Genomic DNA, 24,051 nt, shown 5'->3' with positions numbered 1-24,051 from the left:
CACTTTTCAAACATAAGTGACCCTATGTGAGGCATTCATAGGGTCACTTTTCTTTGTTTAGTGATCCTATGTAAGCATGAGGTTGATGAAAAGTAAAAATGTCAGTTTATGACGGTCAGTGAAAGACGTCGTTATTCTAATCCAACGTTGGGAGGGGCTGGATTTAGGTTTTTTTTTAATCGCTTCACATTTCGTTAGCATGCGCAGGAATTTTTGATAAAATTCTGGTTAGTTTGGTTAAAAAGTGTTACAAGTAAGCGGTGTGGTTGAAGGGATAGATTTAAGGCTTATTCAAGCCTTAAGAAAATACTAAAAGTTACTTTTCACCCTACCGAACACCTAACAAAAAATCCATGTTGAAGATTTGAACAATTGTAATGGCGCAAGGACAATCAGCACATGTCAGAATCTGATAATTTAACTCGTAGCTTACTCGGTAAACTTTTCCGCACTGAGATTTCGCTTATTCGTAGTTACCGTGCATTTTTAATGTTATTGCCTGTGCATGGATCTTCTGCATATCAAACTGGGACTCCTCTTCTCCAGCGTCGCCTATTTGGGAAAGGATTTAGTACAGCCGCTGATTTAGCTTTTGAAGTGGAAACACGTCCAGGTAGTTTTTTGGTTCCGCGTACACTCGGAAAGGAAATTACATGGGAGAGGTTTTTTTCTGCGGTCTTGGACGGTGATTCCAATGTAATTCGTGAATATGATACAAATGATATTGACTATGGTATTTACGATGCCGGTGAAAAAGTGACTTTTCTGAATGGTACAGTGGATATCTATAATCCCAAGAAGATTCATGAGTTGCGTTCTAAATGTGTTGATATACAGAATGACTACTTTATGCAGGTGTTCTTTATCTCAATGCTCGCACCAGAGTTTGTAAGTATTTTCTTTGGTTTAAAACCAACTACAGCTGATGCTATTAAAGACATTGGTTATTCATCGTTAAAAACAATTAACGATGTCGTTCTTTTCCCACGTACAATTGCTTTCTCACAAGGGCATATTGAAGAGAGTGTTTCACTTAAAACGAAAGTTTTTGCCTGGGCTTATGAATTGTCTGCTGACATCCGGTTAGGAAAAGTTAGTGATGATTTGATGGAACTATTACGTTATGACACTATGTTCACCAGTCACCGTCAGGATGTGTTCAACACTTTAACAAATAAAGTTATGTTAAAGGATTATTGATATGGCAAAGGTCGATCAAACAAAAGCTAATGCTCTATTGCGAGCAGCAAGAACTATGTCGCTTGGGGCAAATAAAAATACAATACGAATTTTGTACGGTAATCATGTTGCTGAAAATATCGATTTTGAGCCTGGTGCAAAAACAAAACTCAAAAAAGGTATCCGGGGCTGGAGCAAACGCACAGATAACCGCCGAGCCTTTTCTGCTGTTATTGATGTCGCAGTTAACTATTTTGGTTTTGATCCAATAAATCCGGAAGCGAGTTTTCGGCAAATTGACTTCAACCGAATAATGAGTGTCCTTCATAATCTGGGATACTTTGTATGCGCACCGGAAGTTAATAAAATAATAGAAATCCTTACTTCTATGAAAGAAATTGAAGAACTAGGTGCCTGCGAAAAATGTAAACGCCCATACATTGTGCCAGTGACAAATGATGCTCATTGTCCACGTTGCAGATTATCTTCAACTGCTTCAGCCATAGAGAGGTATTCTCAAGAAGAATTAGATTAAATTTAAAAAAGATATCGCGAAACTTGCCTTGTCTGAATCTAAATATTGACTTAAGTCAAATTCTGTTGTTTGCTTTACAATCAAATATTAGTTACAACTTAAATATCAACTCTTGACAAGTAAAGATATAATTTGATTTTTCTTTATTCAGTTTTTCTTCGTTCCAAAAATGTGCACCTTTTTTTCTGTTGAAAACGTAAAACTACTTAGGTTCTCAAAACCTTCTATGCATGACGACTTCTTAATCGCTTTCAATTAATATATTTTATATTCTTGTCTAAGTTCGCTTCTTTGATCCTTAGCTATTCCTTTTTTGAAATATAGAAACAGCATTACTTGTGATGATTTTTTTCAGCTCTAAATACACCTGTTTTCAAAGCAATATTTGCTTTTAGATATTCGATAAAACCATGTTTTTGTTACACCGGATTTTTGACAACGTGCAAGATGGATGATCTTTCCATCACCGAGACTATCTTCTTAGTCAGCACTCCTTTTCCGTCCTTTTCAACATAAAAACGACCATGCTATACGAGCTCTAACCTTTTTTTTGTATGCCATCATAACCGCATCAGAAAAGGAGAACGGTCTATGACTCGTATTGCATTAGCGCCTTCAAAGATGGTTTTGCTTATGTCTTTGGTAATTACTGGTGCCCACGCCAGCCCTGAGCAACCCCTAATAAAAGATACGCCCTTTGTATCTGGCCAGGCTTATAAGAAGGGTTTCTTCTGGTATGACGATCCTGCTAAAAAAAGCGAAGCTGAACAAGAAGAGGTTTTGCCACCAACCGGTGCTGCTAGCTCGCCTTCAAAAGAGGAAATGGTAGATTTAAATTCAAAATGGCTAAAAGAGAATATGCCTCGACTGTTAACGCAGGCAATGGATAACCCTACCGCAGAAAATCTATCACGTTATTACACGGCGCAAAGGTTAATGCTGGATATCAGTACGCGTTTTTCTGACAAATCAAAAGATTATTTTCTTAAAAACCCGATGATGTCTGAAAAACGCAGGCAACCAGTGGAAAAGGTGGCACTGGATGCTCACCGCACTGTTGTTGAAAAAAATCAGCAAACGGTAATGAAAGATATCTTTACTAAGTCAGGTTTATTTTTCTTTTTCCAGAGTACTTGCCAGTTTTGCCACGAAGAAAGCCAAATACTTCAATTTATGCAGAACTATTATTCGGTAGATATTCTTCCAATCAGTATGGATGGAAGGCCATTGCATAATGGCCTTTTTCAGGATTTTAACATCCCCAACGCACAAATTATTGATCAATTTAAAATTCGAGAGGTACCTACAATTTTCCTGGTTTCAAAGGATGGGACATCAGCTCAGCGCATTAGTGAAGGCATGATCTCCGCTGATGAATTAAAGAACACTATTATACTTGCCGCGAAGGGCATGAATCTGATCGATGACGCTTCGTTCCAGTCAACTCTAGATATTAAAAGGCAATATACCATCGGCGATGATGGCGTTATTACCGTTAATAAATCCGAAATGGAATCAGACCCATTCCTACTTCAAAAAATAATGGACCAAAAACTCGAAGGCTATGACATGCCTACGGCCGATCCGGTCAATTATCTCAATGCTGGCGGCAGTTTTGGAGGCACTTATGCGCAGTAATGCCGTTTTCAACTTCAAAAAGTTACTTTTGTCTCTTTCTGTTTGTGCTGCAATTTTAGCCCCGACTGCAAATGCAGACAACGCAATGCGTAACATTTTCAATGGCATGATGACGTCTACCAGCCCGGCCACCTTTTCCACAGCAACCCGTACAGGCATAGTTGGCGGGTCAATGTCTTACCGAACAACAAACGTTAATACCAACCTTGTTTCCATGTCGTTTCCAAAAGCTTCTGTCGGTTGTAACGGTATTGACGTTTTTCTTGGGTCCTTCAGCATGATCAACGGGGACCAGCTTGTGCAGGTGGCCCGTGGTATTGCCCAGGGTGCGGCTATCTATGCTTTTAACGTTGCTGTTTCAGCTATTTGTGCTGACTGTGCTGCAACGATTAATGACATCCAAAACAAACTGCAAGCGCTAAATAAATTTGCGAAAGATTCATGCAATGCAACTTACTCTTTCCTTTCTGAAAACGTGGGTACGCCAAGCCAGTTCGCTAACTCAGTTAGCTCTGGACCAGCCTCAATTCTGGGATCGATTAATGGTCTTATTCCTGATTTTGGCTCATCGATGACAAAGTCACCTGAAGCTGTCACTTCTCAGGTTAAAGCAAAGGATCCCGAAGAGTTCGCTGAAAAATTCAGTGGTAACCTCTTCTATATGTCGTTCATGGATATTGATAAGGGAACGATGAACATCGGAGGGGTAACGGAGTTATCCGGTTATAAACTGGCAGAACAACTTATGTCTCTCGTAGGTACTGTCATTATCAACTGGGATAGCAAAGGCGAAAAAGCGGGAATGGAAGTCCGCCCGTCTACCATGACTGTCACGGATTACATCATGGGGCCACCAGCTGGCGGATCAATTAAAATGCTCAAGTGTTCTCCGGCACCAGATCCATCATCCCCACGAAAGGCTCAGTGCCTTGTCATGTCAGAAGTTAATGACGGTGGTTTTAAGGGATTGAAGGATACCATTTCTGATCTTCTTTTAAACGTACAGAAAAAAATCATCAACGACGTTCGTGTTTCAGATGATGAATTACGCATTATCTCCTATATCGGCATCCCGACCATTATCGACTCTTTGCAAACATTCGAAGCACCGGAAGGGTACGCATACATTCAGGACATCAGCACTATTGCTGCGACGAGCCTCGTAATCAACATGTTGCGCCAGGTTGAGGCCAAAATTTCAACCATGAGCATACCGAGTGAGTCGCTGTCGGGTAAAAGGGATGATCTCAACCGATTAACAGACAATCTCTCAAAACAGGTTAAAGCCGCCTATGAGCTATCGCACAGCCAGGTCGGTACCAGCTCGGACGTCATTTCAACCTGGGATAACCGTCGCCTGCAACGGAAGGCTTTCACTGAAAGTATTCGTGGCACACGTAACTGAGGTCTGACATGGATTACAACATATATACCCTGGGTGATATTGATTTTGTCTGGTCGGCTTTTACCGGTATTGCCCTGATCTTTTCTCAATATACTGGTGTAAAAGAGTTCCTGACCACGGCCGCCGTTGTAGCAGGTGTGAGCCTATTCTATAAAACGTGGCTATGGCTTCAGGCTCCGACCAAAAATGAATTACCGTTTTTCTCCTGGTTTTTGGGGTTGATCCTTTTCATGATGGCAATGGTTCGAGTGGATGTAACTATTGAATCTGTAAAGTCGGGAGAGGTCAGAAACGTCGACGGAATTCCAATTTTTATTGCTGCGATGGCAACCGTCACCACTAACTTAAGCCAGGGTTTGCTGAAGGATTATAAAACAGCGTTTGATCCGCTTTCTCCGGTGGACCTGTCTGCAACAACTCTGGACGATGACATCACCCTCGGTCCGATGATCCGATTCGTGAAGTTTTTGCAATGGGGCGGCGATAGCCAGGGCTACTGTTCCGCATTTCCTGAACCGGCCAGCGGGCTAGGGCCAATGAACGTATGTGCTACCGTTCAGTCTCTTGCATACAACTGCCTGAAGGCTACCCAAAACTCAAGCGCAAATATTGCCGGTAAAGAAACTATTTTTAACGATATTTTCTCAGCTAATCTGGCAGATAGCATGGACCGGATTAATCAGGCGATGAAAGGCGCACTGAAGAATGCCTCTGCCAGTATTGTTGGCGCTAACGGTTCAAAATCTGGTACGTGTGATGAGGTCTGGTCAACTGTGAAACAGGTTACCAGTACAGCTGAAGCTCGCCAGACTATTTCCCTTATAGGACAGACAAACGGCATCCTTACTCCAGACGAAGCAAATGGTGCACCTACCGGCGCAAGCTTTACTGATGTTATGGCGTCAGCAAATGGTATGTACGGTAAGGCTATTGGTTCGTATGACGCCACCCTGAACCTGTTCATTATGAATGAGCTCAGAAATGGCGCAAGCAAATATAAGACCCCACTCGGTCTGGCTTCCGATATGCAGTTGTTTGAGGCTTCTCTGAAGCGAACCAACACAATGGCTTCACAGGGCCAGTTGTGGTTACAACTGTCGGGAGCAGCAATCGCATTCCTTGAAATGTTTGCTTATATGGTTGCTCCATTTGCTTTGCTTATGCTGCTGGCGTTAGGTGGTAATGGTGTTGCCGCTGCGGCGAAATATTTGCAACTTATCCTCTTCGTGAATATGTGGCCGCTTACGGCAGTAATGGTCAACGCGTATGTGAAGAAAGTCGCGACGGCCGACTTGGATACCTGGAGCACCCTCAACAGCCAGAATAATGCCGTCACGTGGATGGGACTCCCAGGGCTTGCGGAAACATACAGTTCATACCTGTCTGTTGCTTCCGCCCTCTATGCTCTGATTCCGGTACTCACATTATTCCTGATGACACAGTCGATTCACCCGATGATGAATGCGGTTAAGGGAGTGACCCCCGATGCGCCGGTGGATACTGGTCATGTAACGCCCAAAGTATGGGATGGCCCTAACAGCGGTAAATCTTCATTTGGTGACGTGACACGAACCGCCTTAACCAGTACCGGTCAGGGATACAGCGATGGCGGCGCAGTTGATTCAAGTAATTTCCGTCTTGGAATGTGGAATGCTGGTTCAAGTATCGCTAACAGCCAGGGACAAGGATCAGCTGTAACCTCATCAGTTATGAGTGCGGCAAGTAATTCATTCCAGGCTGGTTACAGTCAGATGAGCGAAATTGGAAGGTCAGGACAGTCGAGCCAGCAGTTCTCAACCAACCTGCAAACAATGAAGCAGATCTCGGATAAGATTGGTGCCTCTGTAGCAGAAGGTATTGCAACGAAACATGGGGTGAGTGCGTCTCAGATGGCCAGCATTGCTTCAAATGTTATTCTCAACGCTGGGCTTAATGGAGGTGTTGGAACTGGCAATGGAGCCGGGCTGAAAGCGGCTGTAGCAGGGCAATTGAGTAGCGGTGCATCTAAGACCAATACAGGCAGTGACTCGCTTTCAAATGACCTTTCAAAAGCAATCACGAATCAGCTTAGCCAGGATTCTGCGTTAACTGACCAGTTCAGTAAAGCGGCGTCTCAGGTAAGCAGCGATCAGATATCCAATACTAATGCGTTTAAAGAAGCATCGTCGAAAATGAACCAGGCGACACAGACGATGGCGCAAAATATTTCTACATCGGTTTCGACTAACGCAAGCTCCAATAGTGGAATGAGCCTTGATTCTAAACAAAGCATTAACCTGGACAGGTTCTCCGATTCTATTCGCAACAAAAACTTCAGTGATGATGATGTAAGGAATTTTGCTCGTAAGAATGGGCTGGATGAGAATGCGTTTATGGAGAAATTCAACTCCTATAACGATACCTTCAAGGCCAGTAATCAGCTTGGATCGCAGCTTCAACGTACTGACGCGCTTGTGGCTGCAACCCGAGATTTCAGTGAGCAAAAAATTGCGATTGATACCGCCCGGGGAGAGACGGCCGAAAGTAATAAACAGGATCTCCGTGAAACCTCCAGCCTGCTTAAAAGTCTGGTTTCCGACTTCGGTGGTAATGCACAGCAGCTGCTACCTATCACCAATCAGCTCGACAGAATTTCAGGTGACGGGTCAGGAATTAATACTATCACTCAGGCACAGGATAGAACTCCTGACAGCGTAAATACGTCTGGCGTGATGAGTGCGTCACGCGTAGGGGAACTGGGTGGAAGTGTAGATTCGCAGGCTAAACTCGGTCTTTCCTCCAACGCTCAGGACGCGACACAGCATGTCCCTGGAAAAAGTGAAGCTGGCTTTACTCCGTATAACCTTGATAACGCGGGCAAAGGCGATATTCAGGGAATACATAACAACAACGTGGGCCGCACTTATTCTGATGAAGAAAGGAATGTGCTTAATTCTCTCGAAAAGAATGGACCTGTACTGAATAATCAGGGTGTAGAGAAAGTCGTCAATTCGGGTCAGGATGTCAGAAATGCAGAAGGCACATTTAACGATCTGGAAAAGGTTGGAGGTCGGGTGGTTGGTGATGGAATGGATCAACGAGCCACTGCTTTGAACAGTATGTATCAGAGCGGGCAAGTTCGTGGCTTATCTAATAACACTGATAACTACTTTAGTCGTGTTGCCAACAACCCGAACTTAAGCCGGGACGATAAGCGAGCTGAATTGGCACAGCAAGCTGTCTTTACCTATGGTGCCAGCACCATGGCTACCGGTGCCGAAAGAGAGCAGCTCAAAGCGGATACCCAGAAGATCCTTAATGAACTGGGTAACTATAACGTTAACTGGAGTATGAATGACGTTAAGAGCATCCATAGCAGTTTCAACACTCATAACAGAGCTGATGGTTCACTTGAGTCAGTCGTACGGGCAAACCTGGGAGAAGGTGGGTCGGGCGGTGGTCTCGTTGGTAACCGCACTCAGACCGTCACAGATCGCTTGGTTGGGGAAAAGATAGAGGCCAACACTGAGCGGGGCGCGATTTCTGGTGCGCTACTCGGGGGCCAGCAATTTGTTTCGGATACGCTAACCAGCGTTGGGGCGAAACCGGTAAATGAGATGCTTACGGGAGCGGGCATCCTTCAAACCCAGACATCGATAGCAAATGATGCCTCTAACCCTGCAAATATGCCTGATTCTCTCCAGGGTAAAGTCCTTAATCACATGCAGATGTCTGATGGCGTCGCAGCTGTAAGTGACCGGTATCAGAGTATTAGCAGCGACGGCGTTTCGACTTATGCGAATGCAGCGCAGAACTCTGAAAGGGCTATCCGGCAGCAATTGACGGATGACCCACGCTTTGGGCCTCAGAAAGCAGATGAATTCATTCAGTACATGAAGTCAGAGCTGAGCAACACAAATGAGCCTTACCAGTCACGTGTCGATAAAGCGGATCAGTGGCTTAATGAAAATAAAAAATAAGGGAGGTTGAATATAACCTCCTGAAATGACTATCAATAGATTGTAAATTACTGCTAAACAATTAAGGCCGCAAAGTATGTGTTTGCGGCCTTTTTTTCAGAAGTACCGCTCTTGCGGAACATTCAACTGACGGTTTGAATCAGTGAAGACAAAAATCTATCAAACTCTGTATGAGATTCAATAACATAATCAGTAGATGCTTTGTCTCTTATCTGAAAGCAGTCGTCTGCAAAACTATAAGCGAAAAGTGACATGCCATCTTCTCCGATTAACACCTTATCAGTGAGATTTGGGTCAACGTAGATTTCATTGTCTCGTGCTTCAAAGTTGCGTATGTAAATATTTGACCACAATAGATTTTCGTTCTCTGCCTGAACAAGGTTATAAAACGTAAGTCCGTTGTACTCAAAACCATCCATAGCATTAAACACTTGGGCATAATCAAGCCTGGTTTTAATGAGTTTCTGTATATCTATATAGGCGCTCTTTTTGTGATCTGCCCACTCCACTGGAGGCGGATTGCAGATTAAGTCTTTCAAGACTTCCGGGGCTACCGGGCTGGCTAAAGGGTAGTGATCTGCAACCATCAACCTCTTTAAGCTGCTGAGTAGTTGAGTTAAATCTTTCATGAGCGCCTCTTACTTTCCTACCGGGTAGATAACACCGTTCGGCGATGGCCATAGAACTTTGGTGCTTGAATTATACGGTAGATCCTTCGTAATGATGGATTGTGCTTTCGACAGTGCTGAATGGTATGGTGAATTCTGAATAAGTACCAGGTTGTCTATAGCGTTTGTGCCACCATCATCAAGAGGGATCTTGTGGTGAACCTGCCACCCAGAGGGGACCTTGCCTGTTGCAAGTTTCATCAAATCGTTAGGTTCAAACGTAGCCAGGGCATCTGGGTGGTCTGAAAGTGATTTAAGGAAGTTAGGGCGTACAGTATTGTTGAATTGTCCACGGAGAGCTAAATATTCAGCTCTGTCTCGGCGCATGTAGTTCAATTCGCTAACATTCATATCATCGAGCAAAACGTGTGCTTTTTTGTACTTGCCGAGATAACTTGTCAATTCATCCGCAGACCTTGGATTTCGGATAACCAGAAGTGAAGCCGCTGCAACCAGCATACCTGAAGTTGTTTCGTTCAATACCTGGTCATAGCCTTCAACAGCTTCGCCGCCAAGTTGTTCAGCCGTATGTCGAAATCCCTCCACATTTCCATTATAAAGCCCGCCAGCTGCGAGAAGACGACCAGCCGCTTTGGAATTAATGGTTTTTGTTGATTGGGCGTGCTGTGCTGGTGTCGTTGATCGAACGTAATACCCCGGGCGTTTCAACTGACGAGAGATGATATCGCGCAGACGGGTAAAGAGGGACAGGGGCAGGTCATTGCGTAGGTTGCCATTTGATATAACCCCCGGCCCGGCATTGCCGGTTATGTCTTTTCTAAGCAGAACGATCTTACCGTATCTGATGTCGTCAAGCGTATCGCGGTAAGCGAGCCAGGGGCGTTGATGGTGGAACTGGTGATACCGGCTGACAAACTGTGTATATCCCTGCGGTAAATTCCATTCCTGAATAATCCGGTTTGGCAGGGCGGTATCTTCGAGGTCATGTACCGCCGTGGCCGGATGTATGATGTGGGGAATATCCTCAAGGTATATGTCATCCAGTGACTTAGCCTGACAGTGATGCAGCATAATGTCCCTTTCTTGTCGAATTCATATGAGACATTATTGCGTATGGTATAAAACAATCAATCCTAAAGTGGATGGGCGTACGAGATCAGCAGTGACAGGGTAAAAGGAAAGTTACTTTGTTCATCAGCGTCCCATGAGCTGATGGTACCTTGCGTTAAGAGCTGCAAGGTCAGATTCGGTGAGGCCCGTGTAATAATCGGTTTTGTGCAAATGCGGATAACCGGCCGGAAATAATGATTCGTCGTCATCAAGGCAGATAAATGCTTTAACTCGATGTGAAAAGACAAAGTCCTCACACTCGGCAGCCCGCACACCAGTCTGTCCGTGTTTTAAATATACCGAACCGGTTGCACCTATGATTTTGTCTCTATAAGGCACCCGGAACAGAGATTTCAGATAACTTGTATTAGCGCACTCACGCCATGAGCTGGAGATAACAATCACCATGGCAGGGCAGTTATCCAGCAATTTCTCTAACAGTGGCATTCGCTCAAAGGTTTCATTTTTACACCTGTGGCAAACCCCATCGAAATCTAAGAAAAGCACGACATGCGAATCAGGGAGAGGGGCCCATAAACCAGCTGTTGTTTCTTCATGAACACATACTTCTTCATGATGAGGGTTTTTCTGGATCAAGAAAGAAGAGAGAATCTTAAATAAATTTCTTGCAGAAGAAGACAATATATTACTCCTGAGTCAGTGTGAAATATTTGTGGTGGTTTACCCAAGCCACTCGATGATCTTCTGTAATATCGGGTTGTATTTATTTAACAACAGGAGTCGGGTTTTGCTCCGGGACATTTTTAGCTATATGGCCATTGTATCGAGGAGGTTGCTGGGTCCATTGATAAAGCTCACCCATCCCGTTACGCTGCTGGATCCGGCGATTGTACTTTACCATGAAGTTAAATATGTACTTTGCACGTACCTTTGGGGTTTTGCTGTTGTAATCTGCAATCCCTTCAAACACATTGCCCTTGCGATCAACAATTTTTCTATAGAGCCACCATGTTCCAACCCAGAAACTTGCGCAAGCATCGTAAGCCAGAACCCGCCACGTTACCGTCGGGAAATGCTTTTTTATTTCAGGTAGATTGGATGAGTTGATCTGCATTGGGCCAATATCATAAGTGCCGTTAGTATTCCTGCTGAAAGTACCAACCTTACCGCCTTCATTGTCAAACAACGTAAAAACCAGTTCAGCATCAATTCCGAAGTAGCGGGCGGCATCCGTAATGCACTGAGTGTAAATCTCATCAGGAACGGGAATAGGTTTCACATCATCTGCTGGTGGTGTAAACACAACGATTTCTCCACTGAATCTACGTTTTATCTATTCTCCCATATATCTATCGACTTTCTTTCGGCTTTACCCGTTGATTTAAGCGTTTAAGCAAAATTCTGGAATTTTGGGGCGTGATAATATTAGTGCTCGATTTAAGGAGCGGAAATGAAAAAAATTATTAAGGCATCGGTATTACTTCTTTCATTAAGTACCGCCTTCACGATGAATGCCGAGCCGGTTAATACAATGGTACTGCCAGATGCAGCCCGGGATAAGCTCAAAGCCATTGGGCTTTCAATCGAGCACGTCGAACCCTCGCCAGTAAAAGATATTTTTACGGTGATTTCCAGGGAGGGGGTAAGTTACGTGAGCAAAGACGGAGATTACATTTTTACCGGAAGCTTATTCCACGTGAAAGGTAAAGATGTGGTAAACACCACTGAGCAGGCCATTTTAATGGGCGTCCGGGAATTCGCATCCAAAACAAAATCCATCGACTACAAATCACCAAACGAAAAATACCGGCTTGCTATCTTTACCGATATAACCTGTGGATACTGCCAAAAACTGCATCATGATCTGAAGTCTTATCTTGATGCCGGTATTTCGATTAAGTTTCTTGCATTCCCACGTGCAGGACTGAACTCGGTAGTAGCCGGGAACATGGCCAAAATCTGGTGTTCAGCAAAGCCAAACGAAGCTCTGGATGCAGCGATGAATCCGGTTTCAACTATCCCGGAAGGACGTCCTGATGAGGCTTGCTTAAACATTATCAAATCGCATTTCCAGGTGGCCTCAACAATCCCGCTGCAAGGTACTCCTACCATGGTGACACTAAGCGGCAAACCGCAGTTATTTACGGGGTGGCTGAGCCCGGAAAACCTGGTGACCCAAATGGGCGCTGCGCAAAAGTAACTTTTCCGACTGTAAGAGGTGTGTATGAAATCTACTTTACTGAGTACGTTAATGCTGGTTGCTGTAGGTGTACAGCCCGTTTTCGCTGCACAATGTCAGTACGGAGCCTGTGGAACGGAAAACGATCCCGGAATCGGATTTCTGATGTCATCGGTACAAATGGATAAAGGTGAACATCTAAAGGAACTCTCTGGTGTTGCGACCACAGGTGACACCATCTCTAAAAAGATGGAAAGCTACCTGGGAAATAAAAAGCTCAAGGTAAACACCGACAGTACCCGCAAGGGGCCGGGTAATACCACCATCAGGCCTACAGATGAGCTCGCCCCAACGAGGCAACTAAAAGTTATCCGGCCCGAACTGGTAAAAAATCCCGATTCGCAGCTCGTGGTAGCTTTCAATGAGCGCCTGGCCTGATTTATTGACTGAGAGCGTCCAGAAGGAAAAAAGATGTCGATACTCAGTAGCTTCGTCATCAGAGCAACGGGGATACCTGACAAAAAGTATCTCCGGGATCCCGTAATAAAACGTTGTTATAAACGTCTGAGTCGTAGGGTGCCTGCTCTAATGACGGGGTGGCTTCTGTGCATTCTGGGTTCAGGGTATGTCAGTATGGCACTGGAACAGCCTGATAGCACTGTATTACTCAGTCTGCTGCTGTTGTATGTTATGTCAGGCATTTTACTGATGCAGTTCCAGTATATGTATTCAGAGCGAAGCATAGGCTACAAGTTCTACCTGGAAGTGCTTATGAATGCAGCTGCCAGTACTCAACATAAAGAACAGTTACAGTATCTGTTCATTAATAAGCCCAATTCCATCACGATGGGCGATCTTTACCGACTTTATGATTTTAATGGGGGAGGGCGATAGCCACGTTAATGTGCGTGTCCAAAAGTCACTTTTGAACATTCTCTTCCCGCCGTCTGCTTTCAGTTCCAGGGGATCACTGCAACATAATTTCCGGAACGCAGCGGCGCATCAAATTTATCAGTAAAGGCGTCGATCATTGCTGAATAAGCAATGCTGTCTGACGGCACAGGTGCATTGCTTTGCATACTCACTTTCAGAACCTGCTTTGCTCCTTTCGCTGACGGGTATACCTCGACATCCAGCTGTCGCATATAGTGCATCTGCGACATCGTCTCAGTGCCTATTACCCCATCGACTGGCTTGTAGTCATAGTCAGTATGCAATTCGCCATGCTTGTCAGTTCTCGTTGTCTTTTTATCTACAACGTAGCCTGTCACCCCAGTAAGAAGCTGCTCGCTATACTGCATGTTCTCCTGTGAGCTGCTGATTCGGAACCTGAGCACATAATCTGGCTGGTGAGTGGAAATAATGACTCCTTTTTTTGCTAATCCATCAGCAAAACGGCCTGAAAACATTCTGGACTGAATACTTTCGTCCGGAGGGACTATCTGAAACCTTTTATTTGTAACAGGACGAGGCATTAGATCGTACGCATCTACCTGGTTTGCGAAATGATATCCGCATCCACTCAAAAGCATTGCGGTTGTGAGTATAAAGCCCTGCCTAATCATCCTTTAATCTCCAAAAAGCATTGTTTCACGAATAATTCCGATTTACCGGGCCAGTATAATCCATCGCAGGTTAATAACTAACAGGCTGAAAAGCATAAAGGTAGCTATGTCTAAAGAATTTTATTTAAAACCGATGGCCACGATTTTAATTTCTGCGGTTATTGCTACCGCTGCCTCGGCGTTAATCACGGCAACTTATTTTAAACCGAAGGTGCTCAGTGAGGAAGAAATTGGCAAAATTGCCGCTACTTACCTGGTAAAAAATCCCCATTATTTAGTGGAAGCAGGTAAGGCGCTGGAAAATCAGAACGTGAGTGCCTCAGTGGAACGAATAATTCCATATGCGCCAGCTCTGCTGGATACCAAGGAGACGCCAAACATCGGCCCTGATGACGCCGACGTCGCGGTAATCGAGTTCTTCGACTATCAGTGTATTTACTGCATGCGGGTTACACCTGTTGTTGAATCGGTAATGAATCAGAGCAAAGATGTAAAATTCTTCTTTAAAGAATTCCCGATTTTTGCCGGTTCAAAACCTGTATCTGCCATGGGGGCCGCTACGGGTCTGCACGTCTATCAGAATTTCGGTGCTGAAGCCTATCGTAAGTACCACAACAACCTGATGGCTGTGGCTCATACCTTCATGACCTCTCAACGCAAATTCGAACTCACTGACTTTAATACTGTGGTGGAAAAGTCAGGGTTTAACAGCACGTTTTCTGACAGGGAAAAAAACCGGTATGAAAACGTGATCTCCGGCAATATGCAGCTGGGCGAAGCGCTCGGGATCACCGGCACACCCGGTTTCATCATTATGAATATGAAAAAGCCGAATGCGGCGACTACCACATTTATCCCCGGGGCTATGGACGCAGCAACTTTGCAGGGCGCAATCGAAAAAGCTCGCGGGGCCTAAAGTTACTTTCACATTTGATGAGTACGGCCATGCCGGTCATGGCCGCTACGCTTTTACAACGAGTAATTCATCCCAGCGGGTCGTATATCTCGGTGATAGCATGGCCTGCTTCATACGAAAATCCTGTTGAATGCCTTCCCCCAGTAAAAACAGAGCTCCGCGCTTTTCTTTATTGAACCGGTCCATAACTTTCATCAGTGCCTGACTGCCAGGCCTGGCCGGGCGAGTATCAAACAGGCTGAGTTGCTCTGTGCCGTCAGTCATAGCGGAGAGCATTACCCCTGCTTTCGCATACGCTATCCCGGGTCTGTAAATGCGGTTCAGGATGGTCATGGCTGCATCAACCAGATCGCGGGTGTCCTGTGTAGCGGTAAGCGGCTCGATACCACAATTGCTGTAGCGGTTTTCACCTTGCGCATAATTGCTACTCTGAATGAAGACTGTGATTTGACGGGTCCACGAGCCATCCTTGCGCAGCTGCTCTGCCGCCCGGGCGGTAAAAAATGAAACTGCCTCATGTAGCTTGCCTATCTCATTAAGGCGCTGACCAAAACTTCTGGAAACGATAATCTGTTGCCTGACAGGAGGAGACTCGTGCAGCCGGAAACATGGTTCGCCATGCAGTTCCCGCCAGGTACGCTCGATTTCAACGCCAAAGCTTTTACGTAAAAAGCGAACGTCGCTATTATAAAAATCACCGGCAGTGATGATCCCGAAAGCCGACAGGCGTTCACTAATCTTTCGACCAATACCCCATATTTCTCTGGTACTGATCAGGCTCAGGAGCTTCCTGATCCTGGCCTGATCAGTCAAAACTACAACCCCGCCTGTAGCTGCCCATCGTTTGCTCGCATAGGTGCATAATTTAGCGAGGGTTTTGGTGCTTGAACAACCCACACCACAGGTAAGGGACAGATTATGAAGAAGTGTACTTCTGATCAACCGGCCGTAATCTTCATAATCTATTATCTTGTTCATGTTTTTCAATAACATGAAATTTTCATCTATGCTATATCGACTCGATTGAGGCGCGAAGCTTTCCAGCGTTTCATGGAAGCGATTTGAGTAGTCTTCATACAAAGTAAAGTTAGAGCTCCGGACTTCGATCCGGTGTTGCTGAATCAAATCCCTGCACTTAAAAATTGGGGTCCCACGCTTAATACCAACGCTTTTAGCCAGTTTATTCATTGCAATGACGGACGAATCGTTATTGCTGGCTATGATGAGCGGCTTTTTTGACAGCTTGGGATCCATCGCACACTCAAATGCCGCATAGGCTCCGTTAATATCAACGTGCATGTACATGGCTGAACTGATTCAGTGCAAAGGTGACGACGCCCCATATCTCAAGGGATTCAGGATTTACACGTATCGGCTTATAGGCTGGATTAGAAGGCATCAAAAGCAGCTCAGGATACGTGTGTAAGATCTTTACCGTAAACTCTCCATCCACCAGCGCAACGACGATAGAGCCGTGTCGTGCTGTTAAAGACCGATCCACAACCAGTATTGCTCCATCATTGATACCGGCATTGATCATACTGAGGCCCGCCGCCCTGACAAAGAAGGTTGAGGGGCGGTTGCGGACTACATATTCATGCAAATTTAATTCATTATCTTCATGCCCGGCGCACGGACTCATCACTCCACAGCTTAGTAAATCACTGAAAAAAGGTGCCATTTCGTAAGGCTTGTTGCTAATGTGCTCAAGGATAACAGACATAGCTACACTCGAATTCTTGTACTGTATGTATAAACAGTATTGCGAGTTGAAGAGAAAAGATCAAATCTCTCCGGTAACGCTATCAAGCCTGACGAAAAATTAAGCTTTATCATAAACATCAAAAACCATCTTTTACCGATAATGGCGAGCTGGCCTACGAAGAAGGTATACAAGCTAGGATGAAAGGATTCTGATGCTCCTCCCACCAAATTTTTTATCTCCTGAAGACCAGGCTGAGTACGATGCTTATATGGCAAGGTTCAGCGAGGTAAATCACTATTATGAGCATTGCACTGTCCCCGTGATTGACTGGTTTTTTAAACAAGCAACCGAGGCGCTGCATCATGGTCTATGGTTACCGGCCTGTACGAGCTTTCTGAATGGGATCGAAACATCACTCAGGGTTACGCTGAAGTTGAAATCAACTGTTAACGTTCAGCAGTCAGTTCCTGTACTGGTGGACTTAGATGGTACGTCAGTAATGAGTAACGCTTTAATGCGAAAGGCTAAGCAGGAAGGGATGCCGATAGAATTACTGTCATTTCCAGCCGAGAAGAATATGTTGGCAAAGATAGACGCTGGTAAAAAACCTGAAGCAGATATCGTCAGGCTTAGAAATAGTCTATGCCATGGCAACATTCTGGAGTTCATTATGAGTGTTAAAGTCGGTTCTCCAGATCCCATACGAATTTTTACTCCTGGTAACTGCTGTGGTTTAGCGCTTTTACTTTCGGCCTTATCGAAGAAATGGACGGTAGGCTTGCATCAATACTGGATCGACAACAATCTGACGTCCTGCTGAAACCTCATAAATCATGCCTACTAAAGTCACGTGCAAAAAAACGTTGTAGCATGATATGTTTAAAGTCAAAACAGTGGGTTCTATGTTTTGACGGCAAACATGATATAACTAATACTTCATAAGTAGATATCAATAGTCATAATGGAGTGAACTATGAAATTAAAAAATATTCTGCTGTGTGCGATGATGTCAGTCGCTTTTGGCTCCTCTGCTAATACTACACATAAAGTTGAAAACGAACCTATCCCAAACATTATTCTTGATGGTAAGGTTGATGATATTTGTAAAGATGCAAGCATCCGAACTGAACTTAATCATGATAAAGCAAAGGAACTGGTAACCACCAACCTGAAGCAGGCATTACCATTAAATACGGTACCGGATAAGTTGGATGAAGTTGCAGAAGCCTTTGTAAACCGCGACAAAGGCGCTTCAGAAACAGCAGACCATTGCCTTGTTAATGTACGTAATAAATACTGGGAAATGTATCCCTCTGAAGATAAGTAGCATTTATTATTAAAGGCTTCACTTAAGAAGCCTTTTTTAACCCTTTGCGAAACCTGCTTTAAAAGCAATGCGCTATTCATATCTAAGAATCTATTTAATTAATGAATAATAGTGGACGGATTCATTTCTAGTGAATGCCGAAGTTGGTGTTTTTTGAGTTATTAGACGGTAAGTGCAATCTGGTATGATTCACCTAACATACGAATCTGGAAGGAAAGGTATATGGGTGACCTGGTCAGCAAAAATAACATTGACCGTTTAGAGCGATTTCATTCTTTGCTGGCGGGTCAGTACTGGACGTCCACTGACAGCATCCCTGAAGAGGGTATTGTGGCAGGGGATACGCTGCTCATTACGTCTTTGCGTTACGTTGAAGATAAGCTGCACACAGTGATTCTACGCGCCCATCCCCGCGTTTACGGTCAGACTGTAGCTATTGTCACTGAAGACAGCAGCGGCAACCGTAGGGAACGTGGCAAAGAAATGCGAGAGCATCGCTTCCTGGTTAAGGATTTTCTGTCCAGTTTTGTATTTGAACCCGACCATAAGGTAATCCGGGATGCTGAACTCAGACAAGCTCAGGAAGAAGTGAATAGCCTACAGGCATCGCTTACAGCCCTCGTGAGCGATGCTCAGGGGCTCCGTGACCTTGCGATTGAGCAATTAGGTACAGATGACCGTGAAAACCCTGTGACGGGCCTTAGCGTTGCGTTAGTGCCCCCACAAGAGCAGCAGGCGGTAACCTCACTGGCGATTGGATCAGTTCAAAATGCTCTGTCCTCTGGTATTTCAGATACCCGCATTGAACAAATCAGAGAAGCGGCCTTAAAAGAAGGGCAGATCAGCACAGCCATCAGCAAAATCATCACACAACGAACGCAGGCAATCGCTAATGCCAGCAAAAGAATGCTGCCCTATTTCGAGGAAGTTGCAGCGGCAAGTCTGGCCACTACAGAAGAAGCCATGGAATATGTGAAGAAAATCCACGATGGCGTTGGCAGTCTGGAACTGTATACCGGCAAAGACGTTGAGGTAGTGAATATCGTGAAGGGTGAATCCGCTCCATCACACCTCCCGCTCCAGGTCGTTCAGGCAAAGCTGATGGTGGATGAAGAGCTGGCCGTATGGTGCGATCTCGATAGCTGGTTCGACTTCTCTGATATGGAAAAATTTCATGAAACTTTACGAACCAGCCCCGGGCTGGTGGAGCAGATTTTTCCATCCGAACGTTCCATCGTATGTATGGCCACAACACGACGTTATATCGATTACCGCGATCCCTGGGAAAATCATGTCCGCAATGACAGGAACCGGGTTGTATTCCTTCTGGTCCGGGACGGTCAAAATATTCATCAGGTTTACTCTTCGGTAGAAAGCCATCTTGGGGCTTCGCAGCTATTCCCTTCCGCCAGCGAACAGGAAGCACATTTCCAGGGGATTGATGGCAGCACCATAAAGTTTGAGGACGTCAGTTATACCGACCGACTGAAGCAGCATGATCTTATGGCACTTCACTACCGTCGTTTCCTGATCCTTATCTGCGGCCTCGATCACCGGCTCAAACTATTTGGTGATTTCTATGATACCAATACCCCTTACAGTTTTCTGAGCCTTGAGTTCCAGGAACGGTACTTCCAATTTCTGCACGACAAAGACGGTTCTGGCCTTTTGGGTATGGCTGAGACACGGCCGTCTCTGCAAAGTTATCTTGAACAGGCAAACTCATGCCTTCAGTCCGGATCCCGGGTAATGTGCAACTGGGATTCGTTGATGAACCCAGTGACAGCACCAGGAGCAGTTCAGGAAGACAACAGCTACTCTGGCTATAAATGGCTTGGGAGAACCCATAAAAACTATGAGCCGGTTATTGCATTCCGTCAGGGAGACGATATCTGTGTCAACGCAACAGTAAACAGATACTCAACGGATCGAGATTTCAATTGTAAGGTGAATTTGTCTTTATTTAAGGAGTCCAGCAGGAATGATGCTGAACTGGGTTTCCTGTGCATGGATACCATTAAAGCGGAGGAGCTCGAATGGTACATTCACAGACGTAAATTCAGGTCTAATCACCTGTTTTACATTCGCTTCTTCAAGATGGCTTTAAATTATATTCGTGCCGAGCGTGAGGCAGAAGAACCTTACCGGCAGATGCTGAGCCAGGCTCTGGCCGATGGAAATATTGGCCAGCCTAATCTGAGATCAGAGTTGATAGATCGATGCATTGTAGCCTGGCGAGCTGATAACAGGGGGGCGACGCTGGAAGCTGCCATGAGTACAGAGAAGGGCTCCAAAGAGCTCCTGAACCAGCTCTATATGCTCGCTGATGTGGGGCTCAAACATCTTCCCGGGGTTCGTAATTTTATTAGCAGCAAAGGCTATGAGCTGGTCAGGTTATCGGTAAATGCTTCAGGGAAACTTGTTGCATATGCCGCACCAGCAAATTTTGAATGCGACAACCGGATGGAAGGGCATGCCTGGGTTCATCGAATGGTACTTGCTACATCCCGAAATGTCTTAAACGTCACTCATCAACGTTTTGCGAAAATGAAACACTTCTTACCAGCTGAAAACACCCTGTTCGAAGATGAACAGCTGGTGGCCACATGGTCGGGCAAAAAGACTGCTTTCAAAAGCTTCGAAGAGAAGCAGCGTTATTTTGATACATGCTCCCGTGGCGCTCAGGCTCTTAAGCAGTTTTTAAAGCTGAACGATCCGGTGATTTACACCAATCTGCTTGGCCAGTGGATTGAGGCCTATGAAAGTATCAATGAAACCAGTGAGTACGTACAGCAAGTAAGCCTAATGGCTCCTGTTGCGGTCAAGAGCGAAAAAGGTAAAGCCAGCCTCATCTATATTGGCACTAAAGACCTGGCCGACTGGTTTTATCAGAAAGCGCCGACACCCGAGTTGCAGGCGCTGTTCCTTGAGGAATACCTGTCCAAATTTGAAAATAAAGAGGTCAATAAAGAAAAGCTACTTTCACGCAGAAATACCGCTCTGTCTCTCAGTTTTTACACCATGGACAACGGGGAAGTACCAGATGAAATCCTCGTCACCAAATCAGTTGATAATGCCAGACGGTGGTATTCAGGAATGTTCACAAGCATGCCAACGATGTTAAATGACCAGTGGTCCTGCCATGTTGCGCATTTTTCCCGTAACGGAAAACTCTATTTGACGCCTGATCTGGTCACTGATGAAGGGGAACCTGGTTTTGATGAAATACTCGGGTATCCGCGCCCGGAGGGGCTGGTACCGGTAACCGTGTGTGAGTTTGAAATTGACCACTTTAACCGACGTGGCATTGATGCGAATGGTGATAAGGTGAATATTACACAGTGGGTCGATATTTATCAGGGTGAGCGTGAGGTTACGGAACTGCTGGGGCCTATTTCTGAAGAAGGGGTGAACATCAAAACCTACAGGATGGACACTCTTGAGCAGGCGATGAAAAACATCTCCCGGGGCTCGACGCGCCTCAGACCGTCAACGGAGAATAGCGAGTGGCAACAGCCAGCAGAAGGTGTGAGCCGCTATGTACTTCGGTCATGGTAAAACGCGGGGGCAGGTGCCATCAAAACATCAAACAAAAAGCCATTACAGGCTCAAAGACCCCTTATCGCTCAAATTTGAAAGAGATAAGGCTTTATGATGGCAACGAGGATTATCACCCATCTCGCCGGAGTAACTGGCATAAAAATTGTTTAATCTTTATGCCAGCGCTTCGGCATTTGCTGGCAAGGAGACAGTGTTGAAAGACCATATCGTACCCCCACGAAAAACTAGCGCGAGTTTATCTTATCAACTCAAACGTATTGGGCGCATGCTCCTTCTTTTACTGAGCTTGGCTTTTATAGTTTACGGATTCGTACTGGCTTTCCATCCGCCGCTAACAACCTGGCTACTTCAACCCGGTGGACACTTTGCCCCAGATGACCGATTCATACTGGTTAGTGTTAAGGTTCAGTTTACAACCGGAATAATGGGGCTAATTGTTTGGCGCTTATGGTAAAAGTGGCAAGCAATGATGGGAGAAGGATAACGTTGCTCAGCTCAATCCGGTTTACTGATTGCTTAAATAGAAGGCAGTCATGCCTACATCAGAAAGGAGAAGCATAGATGGTAGAAGCACGTTATCAAGGCAAGCCTGTTAGCAGTCTTCCTGAAGAAGCTTTTGCTGAAGGGTTATCGCGATCCGGTTTAAGCCCCGTTCTGCTACTGGCATCCCCGACCACAGTACCCGTTACCACGGATGAGCGCTGGTGGCTCGCAAAGGAAAACGTGTCAGGACATTACGGCAGGATTTTTTATGCTGCGGTGCGGGAGTTGGTCATAAGGTCGGATATCATCTCAGTAGTGAGAAGTATTGCAGATGAGAATTTCACGTCCGAACATATGGGGTACTTCGAGCGACTTACCTCTGATGAAAAAGAAGTCGTGTTTAGTGATTACCTGCGCACTCTCGCTGAAGGCGGTCTTACCTGCACTGAGAAGAATCTCGTCAAACTGACGCAAGATTTATACCCGATTGATGCAACTCCTGACAACATTAGAAAGCTATCCACGGACAGGGATGCACTGAACGAACTACACATCGATGGTATGGTACTTTTTATTACCGGCCCTGCGCTTTGATTATGGAGATAATACATGCGGTGTTATCCCTGTTAAGGGTTAAGGTAACATTCTTCTAGAATTACAGAAAAATAGAGGTCTAACATGATAGTAAATAAAAACAGGTTTATGCATAAAAACGGGAAAAGGTTTAAGTCCATCGGAAGGTATTTAAGATTTTGGCAAGCAGTAGCGTCCTCTGGTTTACCCATGGACATGGTAATACGGGAAAAACCATATCAACTTATGGTCGCTTTGATTGCTTTATATACGGCCATCCCTGTTGTTACAATAGTAATTTTATCTGGTCAGCAATCGCATAAGTTGGAACTAATTGCTGTGCATTTCAGTACAATTATCACGATGGTGTTTGTTTTGCGTCGAAAGATGGGGAAACGTTGGCTGGATTTATTTGAAGAAAAATTAGCCATTTATAAACCTAATGATAAACTCGCGCTTAGCGAATTACACGAAAGCATACGTGAGAAAAATGGGCTAGACTTGCAGGATTTACAAGATTGGTACTGGAAAGAGAAGATGACATATGAGTATCACAAAGAACGTAAAACAACTATAAGCTATCAAAAATTCAAGTAGCGTTTTAAAATGACAGGGGAGGGCTATTGTGATTTATTAAGTCGGCAAGGTTATTAGGTAGGGGTGTTCAATATGATAAATTCTTCGAGTGAGGTTATTTCAAGAGTTGTTCTGGGCCTTTGAGATAGCTAATTATCATTACAGACTTTATCGAAAGGTATGAATTATGAACATTACCGACAAAGAACTTAGCTCAAATACAGTGAGACAGTATGGATGGAACTTAGGAGAGTTCAATCACTCAACGCCTTTTACATCTCATTTTATTTATATCACCGACTATCATAAAGATAATACATGGATGATTTCACTTTCGCAGGAGGATTTTAATACAACCAAAATTTTAACATCGTTAAGTCTAGGGAAGGTGCGAACAAGTTCCTGATATGAGATCATCATATTCATCCGGAGCGCATCCCAGAGGGACATCATGAGCCATTAACTCACCTTCGCCGATAGTGAATTCAGCACTAAGCGCCGTCAGACCCGAAAAGAGATTTTCCTCTCCCGCATGGAGCAGATTCTGCCATGGCAGAATATGACCGCTGTCATCGAGCCGTTTTATCCCAAGGCGGGCAATGGCCGACGGCCCTATCCGCTGGAGACCATGCTGCGTATTCACTGCATGCAGCATTGGTACAACCTGAGCGACGGTGCCATGGAAGATGCCCTGTACGAAATCGCCTCCATGCGCCTGTTTGCCCGATTATCCCTGGATAGCGCCCTGCC

General features: G+C 45.0%; 21 protein-coding genes and 1 pseudogene. 15 read left to right on the top strand and 7 right to left on the bottom strand.

The window, feature by feature from the left end:
- Window positions 1-399 precede the first annotated feature (399 nt).
- From ACOTYN_RS19855 to ACOTYN_RS19835, 5 genes are all read left to right on the top strand, one after another.
- On the top strand, window positions 400-1,200 hold the full coding sequence (locus tag ACOTYN_RS19855; protein WP_000004208.1) for a hypothetical protein: 801 nt from the start codon (window positions 400-402) through the stop codon (window positions 1,198-1,200).
- 1 nt (window position 1,201) lies between these two features.
- Complete coding sequence (locus ACOTYN_RS19850) at window positions 1,202-1,714, top strand: hypothetical protein (protein WP_001140952.1); 513 nt, start codon at window positions 1,202-1,204, stop codon at window positions 1,712-1,714.
- A 591-nt stretch (window positions 1,715-2,305) separates the two neighbouring features.
- Window positions 2,306-3,352, top strand: a complete 1,047-nt coding sequence (locus ACOTYN_RS19845) for a thioredoxin family protein (protein ID WP_094935607.1) — start codon at window positions 2,306-2,308, stop codon at window positions 3,350-3,352.
- Window positions 3,342-4,757, top strand: a complete 1,416-nt coding sequence (gene trhH / locus ACOTYN_RS19840) for an IncHI-type conjugal transfer protein TrhH (protein ID WP_001257292.1) — start codon at window positions 3,342-3,344, stop codon at window positions 4,755-4,757. The genes ACOTYN_RS19845 and trhH overlap by 11 nt, the downstream gene beginning before the upstream one ends.
- Before the next feature lie 8 nt (window positions 4,758-4,765).
- Window positions 4,766-8,716, top strand: a complete 3,951-nt coding sequence (locus ACOTYN_RS19835; protein ID WP_000386160.1) for a conjugal transfer protein TraG N-terminal domain-containing protein — start codon at window positions 4,766-4,768, stop codon at window positions 8,714-8,716.
- 122 nt (window positions 8,717-8,838) lie between these two features.
- Here the strand turns inward: ACOTYN_RS19835 and ACOTYN_RS19830 are convergent, their stop codons facing one another.
- The 4 genes from ACOTYN_RS19830 to ACOTYN_RS19815 form a co-directional block, all read right to left on the bottom strand.
- Window positions 8,839-9,345: a YrhA family protein gene (locus ACOTYN_RS19830; RefSeq protein WP_000654195.1), complete on the bottom strand. Its 507-nt coding sequence runs from the start codon at window positions 9,343-9,345 to the stop codon at window positions 8,839-8,841.
- Between the two features lie 9 nt (window positions 9,346-9,354).
- Complete coding sequence (locus ACOTYN_RS19825; RefSeq protein ID WP_000902297.1) at window positions 9,355-10,416, bottom strand: HNH endonuclease signature motif containing protein; 1,062 nt, start codon at window positions 10,414-10,416, stop codon at window positions 9,355-9,357.
- 123 nt (window positions 10,417-10,539) lie between these two features.
- Window positions 10,540-11,097 (bottom strand): HAD domain-containing protein, encoded by a 558-nt coding sequence (locus tag ACOTYN_RS19820; RefSeq protein WP_001371950.1) that lies wholly within the window; start codon window positions 11,095-11,097, stop codon window positions 10,540-10,542.
- An 82-nt stretch (window positions 11,098-11,179) separates the two neighbouring features.
- Window positions 11,180-11,719, bottom strand: a complete 540-nt coding sequence (locus ACOTYN_RS19815) for a lytic transglycosylase domain-containing protein (RefSeq protein WP_000494968.1) — start codon at window positions 11,717-11,719, stop codon at window positions 11,180-11,182.
- A gap of 147 nt (window positions 11,720-11,866) precedes the next feature.
- On the opposite strand from ACOTYN_RS19815, the gene ACOTYN_RS19810 reads away from it, so the two are divergent.
- The 3 genes from ACOTYN_RS19810 to ACOTYN_RS19800 all read left to right on the top strand — a co-directional run bounded on the left by ACOTYN_RS19810 (window position 11,867) and on the right by ACOTYN_RS19800 (window position 13,489).
- Window positions 11,867-12,616: a thioredoxin fold domain-containing protein gene (locus tag ACOTYN_RS19810; RefSeq protein ID WP_000720274.1), complete on the top strand. Its 750-nt coding sequence runs from the start codon at window positions 11,867-11,869 to the stop codon at window positions 12,614-12,616.
- 24 nt (window positions 12,617-12,640) lie between these two features.
- On the top strand, window positions 12,641-13,033 hold the full coding sequence (locus tag ACOTYN_RS19805; protein WP_000843243.1) for a hypothetical protein: 393 nt from the start codon (window positions 12,641-12,643) through the stop codon (window positions 13,031-13,033).
- A 195-nt stretch (window positions 13,034-13,228) separates the two neighbouring features.
- Window positions 13,229-13,489 carry a hypothetical protein gene (locus tag ACOTYN_RS19800; protein ID WP_001439466.1) on the top strand — a complete coding sequence of 87 codons (261 nt, stop codon included), beginning with the start codon at window positions 13,229-13,231 and terminating at the stop codon, window positions 13,487-13,489.
- A 59-nt stretch (window positions 13,490-13,548) separates the two neighbouring features.
- Here ACOTYN_RS19800 and ACOTYN_RS19795 read toward each other — a convergent pair whose 3' ends face one another.
- On the bottom strand, window positions 13,549-14,004 hold the full coding sequence (locus ACOTYN_RS19795) for a hypothetical protein (protein ID WP_223230168.1): 456 nt from the start codon (window positions 14,002-14,004) through the stop codon (window positions 13,549-13,551).
- 262 nt (window positions 14,005-14,266) lie between these two features.
- Between ACOTYN_RS19795 and ACOTYN_RS19790 the strand changes: the two genes are divergently transcribed.
- Window positions 14,267-15,076: a DsbA family protein gene (locus ACOTYN_RS19790; protein ID WP_000031378.1), complete on the top strand. Its 810-nt coding sequence runs from the start codon at window positions 14,267-14,269 to the stop codon at window positions 15,074-15,076.
- Between the two features lie 45 nt (window positions 15,077-15,121).
- Here the strand turns inward: ACOTYN_RS19790 and umuC are convergent, their stop codons facing one another.
- A complete protein-coding gene (gene umuC, locus ACOTYN_RS19785) occupies window positions 15,122-16,375 on the bottom strand; it encodes a translesion error-prone DNA polymerase V subunit UmuC (RefSeq protein ID WP_001371894.1) in 1,254 nt (417 codons plus the stop codon).
- On the bottom strand, window positions 16,365-16,799 hold the full coding sequence (gene umuD, locus ACOTYN_RS19780; RefSeq protein WP_000111290.1) for a translesion error-prone DNA polymerase V autoproteolytic subunit: 435 nt from the start codon (window positions 16,797-16,799) through the stop codon (window positions 16,365-16,367). The genes umuC and umuD overlap by 11 nt, the downstream gene beginning before the upstream one ends.
- Window positions 16,800-16,992: 193 nt before the next feature.
- On the opposite strand from umuD, the gene ACOTYN_RS19775 reads away from it, so the two are divergent.
- The 6 genes and pseudogenes from ACOTYN_RS19775 to ACOTYN_RS19750 form a co-directional block, all read left to right on the top strand.
- Window positions 16,993-17,601 carry a hypothetical protein gene (locus ACOTYN_RS19775; RefSeq protein ID WP_000926374.1) on the top strand — a complete coding sequence of 203 codons (609 nt, stop codon included), beginning with the start codon at window positions 16,993-16,995 and terminating at the stop codon, window positions 17,599-17,601.
- Between the two features lie 153 nt (window positions 17,602-17,754).
- Complete coding sequence (locus ACOTYN_RS19770) at window positions 17,755-18,108, top strand: hypothetical protein (RefSeq protein WP_000769182.1); 354 nt, start codon at window positions 17,755-17,757, stop codon at window positions 18,106-18,108.
- Window positions 18,109-18,330: 222 nt separating this feature from the next.
- Window positions 18,331-21,666: a hypothetical protein gene (locus ACOTYN_RS19765; RefSeq protein ID WP_000502666.1), complete on the top strand. Its 3,336-nt coding sequence runs from the start codon at window positions 18,331-18,333 to the stop codon at window positions 21,664-21,666.
- A gap of 564 nt (window positions 21,667-22,230) precedes the next feature.
- Window positions 22,231-22,746: a hypothetical protein gene (locus tag ACOTYN_RS19760; protein ID WP_000228894.1), complete on the top strand. Its 516-nt coding sequence runs from the start codon at window positions 22,231-22,233 to the stop codon at window positions 22,744-22,746.
- A gap of 189 nt (window positions 22,747-22,935) precedes the next feature.
- The gene (locus ACOTYN_RS19755; RefSeq protein ID WP_000367710.1) at window positions 22,936-23,322 is read left to right on the top strand and encodes a hypothetical protein; all 387 of its coding nucleotides are present in this window, start codon (window positions 22,936-22,938) and stop codon (window positions 23,320-23,322) included.
- 442 nt (window positions 23,323-23,764) lie between these two features.
- Window positions 23,765-24,051 (top strand): annotated as a pseudogene (locus ACOTYN_RS19750) (transposase); the annotation flags it as partial.

This window comes from Enterobacter cloacae complex sp. IR5458, from assembly GCF_049238025.1.
In the GTDB taxonomy this organism is placed as follows: Bacteria; Pseudomonadota; Gammaproteobacteria; order Enterobacterales; family Enterobacteriaceae; genus Enterobacter; species Enterobacter kobei.
The sequence above is the reverse complement of the archived record's forward strand: the minus strand, read 5'-3'. Positions and strand labels throughout refer to the sequence as shown.